At 41.7% G+C, this 13,959-nt stretch carries 12 protein-coding genes; all 12 read right to left on the reverse strand.

Annotation, left to right across the window (positions count from 1 at the left end):
- Positions 1-22: 22 nt before the first annotated feature.
- On the reverse strand, positions 23-952 hold the full coding sequence (locus ACYZ97_RS08830) for an electron transfer flavoprotein subunit alpha/FixB family protein (protein WP_473298209.1): 930 nt from the start codon (positions 950-952) through the stop codon (positions 23-25).
- A gap of 12 nt (positions 953-964) precedes the next feature.
- A complete protein-coding gene (locus ACYZ97_RS08835; protein ID WP_473298211.1) occupies positions 965-1,714 on the reverse strand; it encodes an electron transfer flavoprotein subunit beta/FixA family protein in 750 nt (249 codons plus the stop codon).
- A 369-nt stretch (positions 1,715-2,083) separates the two neighbouring features.
- Complete coding sequence (locus tag ACYZ97_RS08840; protein ID WP_473298212.1) at positions 2,084-3,709, reverse strand: amidohydrolase; 1,626 nt, start codon at positions 3,707-3,709, stop codon at positions 2,084-2,086.
- A gap of 47 nt (positions 3,710-3,756) precedes the next feature.
- Positions 3,757-4,794 carry an extracellular solute-binding protein gene (locus ACYZ97_RS08845; RefSeq protein WP_473298213.1) on the reverse strand — a complete coding sequence of 346 codons (1,038 nt, stop codon included), beginning with the start codon at positions 4,792-4,794 and terminating at the stop codon, positions 3,757-3,759.
- A 2-nt stretch (positions 4,795-4,796) separates the two neighbouring features.
- Positions 4,797-5,621, reverse strand: coding sequence for an ABC transporter permease (locus tag ACYZ97_RS08850; protein ID WP_473298214.1), 825 nt, complete (start codon positions 5,619-5,621; stop codon positions 4,797-4,799).
- The gene (locus ACYZ97_RS08855) at positions 5,621-6,535 is read right to left on the reverse strand and encodes an ABC transporter permease (protein WP_473298215.1); all 915 of its coding nucleotides are present in this window, start codon (positions 6,533-6,535) and stop codon (positions 5,621-5,623) included. The genes ACYZ97_RS08850 and ACYZ97_RS08855 overlap by 1 nt, the downstream gene beginning before the upstream one ends.
- A 2-nt stretch (positions 6,536-6,537) precedes the next feature.
- Positions 6,538-7,632: an ABC transporter ATP-binding protein gene (locus ACYZ97_RS08860; RefSeq protein WP_473298216.1), complete on the reverse strand. Its 1,095-nt coding sequence runs from the start codon at positions 7,630-7,632 to the stop codon at positions 6,538-6,540.
- An 89-nt stretch (positions 7,633-7,721) separates the two neighbouring features.
- Positions 7,722-9,788, reverse strand: coding sequence for an oxidoreductase (locus ACYZ97_RS08865; protein ID WP_473298217.1), 2,067 nt, complete (start codon positions 9,786-9,788; stop codon positions 7,722-7,724).
- Positions 9,789-10,010: 222 nt separating this feature from the next.
- A complete protein-coding gene (locus tag ACYZ97_RS08870) occupies positions 10,011-11,063 on the reverse strand; it encodes an extracellular solute-binding protein (protein ID WP_473298218.1) in 1,053 nt (350 codons plus the stop codon).
- A gap of 15 nt (positions 11,064-11,078) precedes the next feature.
- A complete protein-coding gene (locus ACYZ97_RS08875; protein ID WP_473298219.1) occupies positions 11,079-11,867 on the reverse strand; it encodes an ABC transporter permease in 789 nt (262 codons plus the stop codon).
- Positions 11,864-12,757: an ABC transporter permease gene (locus ACYZ97_RS08880; RefSeq protein WP_473298220.1), complete on the reverse strand. Its 894-nt coding sequence runs from the start codon at positions 12,755-12,757 to the stop codon at positions 11,864-11,866. Before ACYZ97_RS08880 ends, ACYZ97_RS08875 begins: the two co-directional genes overlap by 4 nt.
- The gene (locus tag ACYZ97_RS08885) at positions 12,754-13,836 is read right to left on the reverse strand and encodes an ABC transporter ATP-binding protein (RefSeq protein ID WP_473298221.1); all 1,083 of its coding nucleotides are present in this window, start codon (positions 13,834-13,836) and stop codon (positions 12,754-12,756) included. The genes ACYZ97_RS08880 and ACYZ97_RS08885 overlap by 4 nt, the downstream gene beginning before the upstream one ends.
- Between the last annotated feature and the right edge of the window lie 123 nt (positions 13,837-13,959).

The following is a 13,959-nucleotide window of genomic DNA, read 5'->3' on the forward strand; positions in this document are numbered from 1 at the left end:
ATGACGTATAGGCTATTTTTCATCAAATAGATTTTGTAAGCTCTGGAACGAGCTCAAATAAATCACCCACAACTGCATAATCAGCAATCTGCATAATAGGTGCATCTGCATCTTTATTGATAGCAACAATAATACGCGAGTCTTTCATACCGGCCAGATGCTGGATCGCGCCTGAAATACCAATTGCAATATAAAGATCGGGAGCAACCACCTTACCGGTTTGTCCAACCTGCCAATCATTAGAAGCATATCCTGCATCAACAGCCGCACGGCTTGCACCAATGGCAGCATTAAGTTTATCCGCAAGAGGAAAGAGTAATGATTTGAACATCTCTGCTGAACCAAGACCACGACCACCTGAGACAACAACCTTGGCTGAAGTAAGTTCAGGTCTTTCACTTTTTGAAACTTCATCGCGTAAATGTTGGCTTAATGCCGGATTTTTCCCCGGCTGAATATTTTCAACTTCTGCAGCAGCACCCGTTTCCGATAAAGCAAAGGATGACGTACGAATAGTAAGAACTTTTTTCTTGTCAGTAGAACATACTGTTTCTATGACGTTGCCTGCATAAATTGGGTGTTTAAATGTATCAGTATCGACAACTTCAATAACATCTGAAATTTGCATAACATCAAGTTTGGCCGCAACACGTGGCATAATATTTTTGCCTGTCGTTGTCGCTGCAGCAATGAAAACATCATATCCATCTGCCAAAGCCAGCAAAGTTGCGGCAACCGGCTCAGCTAATTGAGCGTCGAGATAATCAGCATCTGCAAGATACACCTTGCGCAAACCAGCCAGCAATGCAGCCTGCTGTGCAACATTGGCAGCATTCTTTCCACATACCAATATATCAATATCCCCACCGATAGAACGGGCGGCTGTCAATGCTTTTGATGTTTGTTCAGATAAAGTTTCGTTATTATGTTCCGCCAATAAAAGAATAGCCATTGTTCGTTCCCTTCAAAGCACAGCTGCATCATTTTTTAATTTTATAACGAGATCATCAATAGTATTAACTTTGATCCCACCACTGCGTTTAGGTGGTTCTTCTACTCGAAGAACCTTTAATCGTGGCCTCAAGTCAATTCCCATATCAGACGCCACTTTTTCTTCAATTGGCTTTTTCTTAGCCTTCATAATATTCGGCAAGGATGCAAACCGGGGTTCATTCAACCGCAAATCAACAGTTACAACAGCAGGACAGCGGACTTCAATAACCTGTAATCCGTTATCGACTTCTCGCGTTGCTTCCAACTTATCGGCTTGAACGGAAAGTACAGATGCAAATGTAGCCTGTCCCCAATCAAGAAGCGAGGCGAGCATCTGCCCCGTCTGATTGCAGTCATCATCAATCGCCTGCTTTCCAAGAAAAACTAGTTCGGGTTTTTCTTCATCAACAATATTCTTAAAAATTTTTGCAACAGCAAGAGGTTCGACACGCTCATCACATTTAACAAGGATGGCACGATCAGCCCCCATAGCTAAGGCTGTTCGTAGAGTATCTTGAGCGGCTTGGGGTCCGACAGATAAAGCGATAACCTCATCAATTTTTCCTGCCTCTTTCAAACGTACAGCTTCCTCAATGGCAACTTCATCAAAAGGGTTCATCGACATTTTGATATTGTCAAGATCAACAGCGCTACCATCGCTTTTAACCCGCGGCTTTACATTGTAGTCAATAACCCGCTTTACGCCCACTAAGACTTTCATTTTATTTCCCCTTTTGGTTTAAAACCGTGTAGATTATGAACGGAACCAATTTTATATTTTCTCGTAAGACATAACATTGGTAATTTTGAAGGAAAAGTCTTGCATCCTACAAAAAAACAAACCAAGGCTTAGGAAAATTATAAAAAATGCCGAAGATATAATTCAATAGTCCATTTTTAAATTATATAAATATAAACAGATAGTTAGGTTTATCCTCTAAAAAGATTCAAAGAAAATATATTGCCGCAGAACATTACGACATTAATATGGGTAAATTTATTTTGAACAATAAAAACTGGACTAAATCTGAACTCAAAAGCAGCCAAAGCTGATTATTACTCGATAAAGTCCAAGTTTTTAAAAATAGCGCTAAAGAGAGCCGTAAACCTGCTTACCTCCCACAAAGGTTGCCAGTACAGCAATATCATTGATTTGCTCGACTTCAACCGTTAATGGGTTATCAGATAAAACGATCATGTCAGCCAGTTTTCCTTCCTGGATAGACCCTTCATCTTTCTCGCGGTGCGCTGCATAAGCAGCGCCTAATGTATAGGCATAAAGTGCTTCTTCTACATCAATACGCTGTTCAGGAACCCACCCTTGTGCTGGCTCTCCATCAAAACTTTGACGCAAAACAGCATTACGGATGCCAACAAGCGGATTCAAATCGACAATCGGCCAATCGGTACCAAAAGCTACAGCAGCGCCATGATCAAGTAGAGTGCGAATAGGAAATGCAAGTGCAAGATTTTCTTTACCGACACGCTTTTCCCATATCCCGACCATACCCATCCATTGATCCTTTGGATAAATCATTGCTGGCTGCACAGATGCAATGGCATTAATTTCCTTGAAGCGATCCAAATCGGAAACGGCAGGTATCTCCACATGTTCAACTCTAGGTCGTAACTTGCGTGAGCGATCTATATCACTGGCATAAGCATCAAGCGCAAAGGTAACTGCGCCACGTCCAATTGTATGAGACCAGACCTGCAAACCTGCCGCCTGAGAACGTCGAACTGCATCTCTATATTCCGCAGAATCCCACAACAGTGTTCCTTTTTCATCCGGCATATCAGCATACCCTTCCGGCATATAGCCGGTATGCGATTCCAAAACACCATCGATAAAGAATTTCATAACTCGCGCATCAAGATAATCATCATGGAATCTTTTAGCTTTGTCCTCGGCAAGCTTCATTACCTCATCAGTCATTTTAGGCGGCGGACAAACTGTTGAAAGCGTATAACGCAGACTCAAATTTCCTTCATCTCGCAGTGTTTCCAGATGAGGCAACATATCCTCGTCAAAGCCAGCACTTTGTACACGCGTAATTCCAAAACGATTTGTTTCTACAATCGCTTTCTTCAGCATTGCCATTGTTTCATCGTCACTCAACCGCGGCACTTTACTATCAACCAGCTTAACGGCCTGTTCAATTAACCATCCTGTTGGCTCCCCGTTACTATCACGCACAATCGTGCCACTTTCAGGATCAGGCGTATTGCGATCAATACCAGCCATTTCTAAAGCTTTTGTATTCGCCCATGCAGCGTGGGCCATACCAGAGTAAAAGAAAACGGGTCGATCCTGAACAATTTCATCCAGCATCGAACGATGGAAATCTTTCCCTTCCATATCAGGATAACCGTAACTGAACTCCAAACCTGTAATCCACTCACGCTCTGGATATTTATTGGCATAGGCTTCAAGCTTCTTTTGCACATCTGCAAATGTCTTGGCATCACGCAACCCAACGACATCAAGATATTGCGATCCCCAAATAAAATGTAGGTGGGCATCAATAAACCCTGGCATCAAAGTCTTTCCGGCCAGATCAACGATCTTTGCATTTCCTGTCGCAGCATCAAGAACTTCTTTTTGGGTTCCTATTTTAACAATCCGGTCATTCTCAACCAAAACAGCCTCAACTACCGGATATTTTTTCTCCATGGTCAAAATATTACCGTTTGTAAAAACAATCTGTTCAGACATCCTCACCTCCTGTTGGAATACCTCTTGCCTAAAGCAAGACTAGATGATCATTTTTGAATTTCAGTCCATATAGCCTTCTGAAAAAGCTGAGATTCAGGCGGACAGGCGCGTAAAAAACCCATATGGTGTTTGACTTCATCGCTCAGTTCAATCTCAGGAGCATTTTTCATTTCATCAGGCATAAAATCTTCTGATCCTTTGATTCCATTTGCATAGCGCGTAAATGTTGAAATCATTCCCGCACTTTCTGGTTCCATCAAAAAATTCTGAAATAATTTTGCATTTTCAATATTTTTTGCTGATTTAAGAACTGCGAATGTATCCATCCAAATTGGAAAACCTTCTTTAGGAAAACCAAAATGTATATCCTTATTGATCATACGTACACGTAAATTCGAGCCATTCCATGTTACACCCGCAAATATGTCACCTTTCGCATAAGTATCGGTAGTACCATAATCAATGGATATCCATTTTTTACGTGCTTTAACCATAAGATCACGTACCTTACGCATAACAGCCTTATCTGTCGAACACGGCTCTCCACCGACATAACGAGTTGCAAGATACATAACCTCATCCATCGTCGGCACTACATTAATTTTGCCTACAAGTTCAGCAGGAGGGTCAAGAAAAATAGCCGATGTATTAATATCACCTTTATAAATCGAAGTATTAACGGCCATGCCTGTAATGCCGATTTCATAAGGAACAGTATATTTTATTCCAGGATCAAAAGGTAGCTCCCTCCACTCCTCCTTAACATTTTTATAGTTTTCCATCTGCGGCGGATTAGTCTCTAGCAAAAGTCCTTCATCAATCCAAATCGGAATATAACTTGAAATAGCGACAACAGCATCAAAACCATGCCCCCCCTGACGCACCTTGACCAAGGCTGCATCACTGGAATCATAATCCGTTAATGTCACTTTGATGTCATATTTTTCTTCAAACTTCTTAATCAATTCCGGTGGGAAAATATCACCCCATGTAAAAATACTTAAACGACCAGAAGCATGAGCCATTAACGTACTGGATAAGAATAATCCAAATGCAACAGTCAACAATGATTTATATTTTTTCATATCTAGTCCCCTTTATACCGCGCGGAACGATTGGCGTATTGTGTGACAATGAAAAATATCGAAACAACAACAATAGATAGAAATAGAAATGCTGTCGCAATCGCATTCATTTCAGGTGTTATAACACGACGCAATTGTCCTAACATATATGTCGGCAATGTATCTTGGCCACTTGATTTAACAAACTCTGTAATAATTACATCATCAAGAGAAATAACAAAAGCCAACATAAGACCGGCAAAAATACCAGGCCACAATTGCGGGAACGTCACATAACGAAATGTTTTCCATCTATCTGCATACAAGTCATAAGCAGCATGTTCTAACGTAATATCCATGCTCATCAATCGTGCTGTTATAGACATGTAAGCAAAGGGTATACAAAAAGCTGTATGGGCTAATACCAAATATCCCATCCCTGAATACCCAGTGGCTATCTTGATGCGCGCAAAAAATACAAGCAAAGCAACAGCCGTAACAATTTCTGGAACCATAAGAGGTTGATTAATCAATATAAATTTAAACGTTAATCCTTTATAAGGTCTCGTACGCGTTGTTGCCAATGCAATCATAGTTGCTAATATTGTAGCTATAATGGAAGATATCAACGCAAGTTGAAAAGATCGCAATGAAGCCTCTACAACAGCTCTATTATGCCAAGCACTGACAAACCACCGGAGCGAAAATCCATCCCAACTTGCCATCGATACGCCAGCATTAAAAGCATATACTACCAAAATAAAAATAGGGGCATACAAAAGAATAAAAATGATAATTGCGATCGCAGAAAACAAACGACGACGACGAATATTAAACTCTTTAGCCATTATCCATTTCCTTCACGATTAGCATTACGCGCGTAGTAGAATAAAGCAATCATTACCAAGGCTAATAGAGATATTGACAAAGCTGAGCCCAATGGCCAATTGCGTCCCTGGCCGAATTGTAATTCGATGAAATTACCAATCATAAGATTGGCGCCACCACCAAGAATACGTGGAACAACATAAGAGCCAAGTGCAGGTATAAAAACGAGAATACCACCTGAAATTATACCTGCTTTTACAGACGGAATAATAACATGAAACAAAACACGCGTTGGCGTTGCATAAAGATCGTAACCAGCTTCGACAAGACGAAAATCTAATTTTTCCATACTACTATATAATGGTAGAACCATTAAGGGCAGATAGACATAGGTGATACCGATAAGAACAGCAAAATCAGTATACATCATCTGAATCGGTTCAGTAATAATTCCCATTTTTAATAATAATAGATTGATAACCCCTTCATTACGGATAACTTCCTGTATCGCGAAAGTACGAATAAGCAAATTTGTCCAAAATGGAATTGTAATCAGAAAAAGCCATAATTCTCTGGTTGTTGTAGGTCTTGTCGCAATAAAATAAGCCGTTGGAAAGCCAAAAACAAACGTCAGAAAAGTTGTCGCAAAAGCTAACCAGACTGAACGCCAAACAATAGACAAGTTCGCATTAGCCAAACTTAAATGACCATCAAAAACATCTCGATCGAATAGCACGCCTATCCAACCGTCGAAAGAAAACTTCCAAACAACATCACCGTAATCCCCAGGGGTAAGAAAGGAATATATTAAAACAATTACTAATGGCCCAGCAGCACCAATGGTAATAACAATTAACGCTGGTAGAGATAAATACCAACGTCGGCGAATATCATCGCGCTCAAAAATACTTGCTATTTCGTTTGTACCAGACATCATCAATCCCTCACAACTCGTGCGGCAGAGGGCGAAACTTGCAAGACAACAACATCCCCCCGTTTATAATGAGTTTCTGAATTTAGACGATTCTGTTCGCGAACAATTATCTTTTGGCCACTATCAAGCGTGGTATAAAAATGAGTATCCGTGCCTAAATAGACAACCGTTTCAACTGTTGCCTTTAATCCTTTGCCATCTTTAGCTAAAGTTATGTGTTCGGGCCTCAAGGCAATGGTAACACACCCTAAAGTATTAAAGCTTTCAGGAAGCGTTATACTTATAACGGCATTTTCACCCAACTTAACCTGTGCAATATTATCATCAACCGAAAGGATATCCCCTTCAAGAAAATTAGTTTCACCAATAAAATCAGCGACAAAACGATCAACAGGTGAGTGATAAATTGTTTTAGGATCACCAACCTGTAAAACTTGCCCCTTATTCATGACCGCAATACGATCTGACATCGATAAGGCTTCTTCCTGATCGTGTGTTACAAAAATAAATGTGATACCTGTATTTTTCTGTAATTCCTTAAGCTCGACTTGCATATCCTTGCGCAATTTATAATCAAGTGCTGAAAGTGGCTCATCCAGCAGCAAAACTTTTGGATGTGGAGCCAAAGCACGTGCTAATGCTACACGTTGTTGCTGCCCACCAGAAATTGCACTTGTCTGTCGATCCGCCATCGATTCCATTTGGACAAGCGCTAGCATTTTATTGACTTGCGTAATAATCTCATCTTTAGGCCTGCCAAGCATTTTTAGCCCAAAAGCAATATTCTCTGCCACTGTCATATGTGGAAACAGTGCATAGCTTTGAAACACAGTATTAACGGGTCTTTTAAAAGGAGGCAAATTAACAATATTTTCGTTCTGAAGTAATATTGTTCCGCTTGTGGGATAATCAAACCCCGCAATCATTCTCAACAGTGTTGTTTTCCCACATCCTGAAGGTCCAAGCAAAGTAAAAAACTCACCACTATAAATATCAAGTGAAATATTTCGCAATGCATGAAAAGCATTATCTCCCACGCCATAGATTTTCTTGATATTGTCAACGTGAATTGCAATATCTTTATCTTTTTCAGTCATATTGTTCCCCACTTTCCAAATCATTCATCTGGAAATGCCATTTTTATATTTTTTTTGGCATACCCCTACTTTTCAGGAGGGGATAATATTCAACCGGCTAAAGCAGTTACTTCACGTCTAAAGGGCAAAGCATCTCCAATATCGGGTTCATCCAATTCACGTGCATAACGATGACCCGCATAAGTTGCCCATGCAATTGGCCCCGGGGCTTCGGCGTCACCAAACACCTTGATTGATCGGATATTGTAATCTCCCCAACGATCCGATGCCGATTTTAATGTTTGCCATACAATATCGTTTTGCAGGCGAGAAGTAACCAACAGAACCTTATCTGCACTAATATCACTTGTCTGCCCTGAATAAACGCATTCTGTAATGACACCACCATTTTTAATCTCGGAAACATTACGGTTAAGAACAATTTCAACGCCAAGATCAACAAGCCGACGATGGATGGCCGTCTGCTCCAATGTATTACGGGTCCAATCCGAAACATAGGCTGACGGTGTTACCAATGTAACCTTACAACCTTGCTGAACCAATAACTCAGCCATGACGCCACCCATATAATAGTGATCATCATCAAAGATCACCACATGGCCTGAAAGCGTCGTACCATTCATCAAGTCATCAGGTGTATATATCGGCATTTGTGAATCAATCGGCATCGGCACAACATGCGCACGGGCCACACCATCACGACGCCATGTAGAACCCGTCGCAAGAGCAATATTCTCAAAACCGAATTCTAAAATATCATCAGCAGACAACATACTATCAAAATAAATATCGACATTAGGCATTTGGCTAATTTGATATTCACGATAATCACGAACACGACCCCATGCAGAAAGCCCGGGCAACTTGCATTCTTTGGCAACACGACCACCAAGCTCTGTCCCTGCTTCTGCGAGTGCAACCTGGTAGCCACGCAAACCAAGCGCCCGTGCAGCTTCCATGCCGGCTGGACCAGCTCCTACAATAAGAACGCTTTGAGAATCGCCTTTCGCTTGCATCCGTTCCGGATGCCAACCCTTACGCCACTCTTCCATAAAGGTAGGATTTTGTGTGCACCGAGAGATTGACATGGTCATATCGCCTGTAATGCATATGTTACAGCCAATACATTCACGGATATCCTCAATACGTCCTTCTTCGACTTTCTTCGGAAGGAACGGATCAGCAATTGAAGGACGCGCGCATCCAATAAAATCAAGCACACCTGATTTTATCATTCTTACCATAACGTCAGGAGACGTAAAACGACCAACGCCAACAACCGGCTTCTTTGTCAATTCACGAATTCCGCTGACCAGAACTTCCTGTGCTGCCTCTTCTTTAAAGCGTGACGGCCCAGAGCAGTCTTCCCATGCACCATGAGCAAGATCCCAAAGATCTGGTATATCACCATTCATTTCGATCATATCGCGCACTTCCGCATTGGAAAATCCGAGATCATTGATCATTTCATCAAGCGATATACGCAAGGTCAATCCGCAAGTGTCTCCAATCGCTTCACGACCTTCTTCAATCAATTCACGCATTAGCCTTGAACGATTTTCTAGCGAACCGCCATATTCATCGGTACGCTGATTGGTTGCAGTCGAAAGGAAATGCTGAATAATACCGAAACCATGCGCACCATAAAGACAGACAAGATCAAAGCCCGCCTGTTTGGCACGTTTATACGCATTTCGATGCCACCGCCGCAAATCTTTAATATCCTGCTTATCCATCGCACGCGCCTGTACAGGATCATTCGTAAATGTACGAATTGGCAAGGCACTTGGACCGCGCGGCACTTCTTTTGTATAAAGATTTGGACCATTAATGCCCGAATATGCCAACTGAATACCTGCAAGTGCGCCATGCTCATGCATCGCATCAGCCATTCTAGCCAAAGCCGGAATATCGGCATCATCCCAGAGGCGAAGCTCAATAAAAGGAGTAATCTCTGACGTATGGTGCATTTCCGTTTGTTCGGTAAAAATTACACCCCAGCCACCTTCGGATTTAATGCGCCGCATCGTTGCCGCAGCTGTCGGATCGCGGTATCCACCACCATTACAATGAGGCACTTGATAAAATCGATTTTTTGCTGTTACCGGCCCAATTTTCATAGGCTCAAAAAGAATATCATAACGTGGATCGCGCATTTGTTCCCTTTCCATGCCGCATTTAAAACGGTCTTCATGTTCAATTTTAATATCGACAAACCGATTACAAAAAAGAATTTGTTTTTTTCAATTTCTTACTTAGAAAAAAACGATATTTATATATTGAACCAAATAAACAACACTATACCGTCAAAAAATTGAGGATATGTACGAAATCAATTTAAATTCAAACCTAATCTGATGCAGTTTTTATTTGACTTTCTATTGCAACAATTGTGTCCATACTTTCGTAACAAGATCCTGAGCAGCAGGCGAACAGGCCCGTTGCATAATTACGGGAGCCGTCGGATAAAGTTCCGGCGCGTTTTCGGCAGTGTACAGTGCTTTTTTCACGTCAATTTTAACCGGTGACGCATGTCCATAATGGTTCGTTTCAATGGTGGCATTCTCCGGTTCAGCCATAAACGCAATAAACTTTTTGGCATTCTCGATATTGGGGGCATTTTTGGGCACAACAAAAGAATCGATCCAGCCGACCAATCCTTCTTTGGGCATCGCATATTCAACATGGGCCTTATCATTGCTACGCACACGCAAGGAGTTGCCATCCCACCAGAAATGCATAGCAACTTCACCACCACCAATACGATTTTCAATATTATCGCTTGAATACACTGCGACATATGGTTTTTGCGCAAGAAGCAGATCAAGCACCTTCTTCATCTCTGCCGGATCTTCGCTGCAATAGGGGATACCAAGGTAATTTTCTGCAGCAGGGATAACTTCATCAGGCAGTGCAAGACTGCCAATCTTGCCACGCATTGATTCATCAGGTTCAAAATAGGCCTTCCAGCTATCAATCGGCCCTTTATACTGGTCACGATTAACAGAAAAACTTGCCGTCCCATAAGCTAAGGGAAAAGAATATTCGCTTGTCGGATCCCACCATTGGTTACGCCATTTTTCATCCACTTGCTGGAAGGCAGGCATAGACTTGACGTCTATATTTGCCAAAAGTTGATTATCGATCATAATCTTTACAAAATGTTGCGATGGCGTCACAAGATCATATCCCGACGATCCGGCCTGTAATTTGGTCAGGACATCCTCATTCGAGGAAAATGCATCTACAGTGACTTTAATCCCAGTCTCTTTCTGGAATTTTTCAATCAACTCCGGCGCAATGGAATCTGCCCAAGCGAAAATATTCAATGTCTTATCCGATTGGGCAAAGGATACCGTATTCATTGCGAATATAGCTGCTCCTGCCAAAACCACTGTTTTGATCAAATTCTTTTTATTATTTATTCTCATTATCGTTCCCCTTTATTATTTGCTTTTACGCTGTAGGATAAATGAAAAACTGGCAATGATGATTGATAAAATCATAATCAATGTCGATATTGCATTCAATTCTGGTGAAACACCTTGTTTGATCAATGAATAAATATAGATCGGCAAAGTCGTACCACCGCCGGAATTAAGCAAATTACTGGTAATAAAATCATCAAGCGACGTTACAAAAGCAAGCATGGCACCCGAAAAAACACCGGGCAAAATCAATGGAAAGGTAACCCGCCGGAAAGTTGTCCATGCCCCGGCATAGAGATCTCGCGACGCTTCTTCAATACTCATATCCATACCCTGCATTCGCGCTCTAATCGGCAAAAAAGCAAAGGGAACACAGAAAGTCGTATGGGCGATAATGAGCTTAAGTTTGCCGCTGACGAGACCAAGTTCAGAAAACAAAATCAGAACGGCAACAGCAACAACAATTTCCGGTAAAAGCAATGGCAAATTAATAATGGTTTGTGAGGTTCGGCGAAACCGCATATTGCGGCCATGCGAAAGCGCCATTGCAGCCAATAATGCTATAATAGTCGAAAAAATTGTTGAACACACGGCAACTTCAAATGATGTTTTTACAGCATTCATCAAACTCGTATTTTGCAACGCAGAAAAATACCAGTCTAACGAAGCGCCGCCCCAATTGGTAACGATACGGTTTTTATTGAAGGAATAAAAAATAACAACCGCAATGGGAAAATAGAGATAGAGAAAGAAAACAAGAGTAAAAGAGTTCAGTCCAGGGTAATGCCTGACGTCCTTATTTTTCATATCAACTCCTCCTTGTTTTCTTTCCGTATGGACCGCAACCCTTGAATGATGATCACCATCATAACAACAGCCATCAAGACAATTGCAATTGCCGAGCCAAGAGGCCAGTTACGTCCAGCACCAAATTGCAGCTGAATGAGGCTGCCCATGGTCATATTCTTACCCCCACCCAAAATCATAGGCTCAAGCACCGCCCCTAAGCTGGGCACGAAAACCAATATAGATCCTGCCGCAATCCCCGGTTTGCATAACGGTAAAATAACTTTGCGAAGACAGACAAAACGACCGCCATATAAATCGTGAGATGCTTCAATCAAGCTTCGATCAAGTTTTTCTACACTCGCGAAAATAGGGAGAATCATAAGTGGGATATAAGAATAAACCATACCAACCAACATAGCCCCATCATTAAAAAGAAGGGTATCCATATCGGTAACAAGCCCCAAATAGCGTAAAGTTTTTTCAATGACGCCATCATTACCTAAAATAACAATCCATGCATAAACACGCACGATCATCGATACCCAGAATGGCAATGTCACCAACCATACTAAGATCATTTTACGCTGAGCATTCTGAAGAGCAATGCAATATGCTGCCGGAAAAGCCAGGCAGAGACAGATCAATGTTGTGGCCACCGATAAAATAACAGTCCTCGCCACAATAATCAGATATTGGGGGTTAAATTCTAATTCGTTTGTCCACCCTTTATTATAAAGCAATGAACGATATGCATCTGTTGTGAATACATAATCAAACCCGCCATATGGCCCACGCGTAGAAAAAGAGACAACAATCACAATAAAAATAGGGATGACAAGAGTCACCAGCATAACCAAATATACAGGAACCAACCCAAGATAAGGTAGTTTAATACGAGACTTTATCATGACCCCAACACCCTAACTGACTCAGGACTGAACCCTATACGTGTGAGCGCTCCTATCTGAAACAACGGATCACGGCTCACATTATTACGTTTGGAAACACGCAAGCACACATCACCGACCTGAATGACATAATGGGTATACGCACCAAGGTAGTTAACATCGATGATTTTTCCATCGACACTGATTTCATCATCATCCGAAAAATTTATCTTTTCCGGTCTTAACGATGCCGTCGCATTCATACCCTGCGTGACATTTTTCTGAATGACCTTTATCGATCGACAAAAAGGGAGTTCAATTTCCGCCTTGTCTCCCTCAACAGAGAGAACACGCACATCGAAAAAGTTGGTTGCCCCAATAAAGTCAGCAACAAATTTATTTTTCGGTAATTCATAAATCTCATCTGGCGTTCCGATTTGTTGAATACGACCTCCACCCAAAACGCAGATACGATCTGACATATCTAAGGCTTCTTCCTGATCGTGGGTAACAAAGATAAAGGTAATACCAGTTTGACGCTGCAACTGACGCAGTTCATTTCGCATGGCCTGCCTGAGTTTCAAGTCAAGCGCCGAAAGCGGCTCGTCAAGCAAAAGAACTTCAGGCTCAGGCGCCAGAGCCCGTGCCAATGCAATACGTTGACGCTGCCCACCCGAAAGCTCTGCTGGATAACGCGATGCATATTCACCCATAGCAACAAGATTGAGCATTTCATCAACGCGCGCGCTAATTTTCCCACGTTCCCATTTCAAATTCTCAAGCCCATAGGCAATGTTATCACGCAACGTCATATGTGGAAAAAGCGCATAGCTTTGAAAAACAGTATTAACACGTCTCTTATGGGGGGCATGACTGGCAATATCTTCGCCATGCAGCAATATTTTACCTTCTGTCGGCTGTTCAAATCCTGCAATCATGCGCAAAAGTGTCGTCTTACCGCAACCAGATGGCCCCAGTAACGTAAAAAACTCGTTATCTTTGATATAAAAATTAACCGGTGTTAAAGCCTGATATTTACCATAAGCTTTAGAAACATTTTGAATTTCAATTGCTTTTCCATGATTGGTTTCTCCGCTCATATGCCATTCCTCAATACGGTAGAATATTGTCACTTCATGCAGAAGTAAAAATATCCATGTTTAAATAAAACACCGGTATTTCCATTTGAAAGAAATATCGCCTATTGGAATCAATGGCAGGCT

This window comes from Bartonella sp. bp_1 (assembly GCF_055808085.1).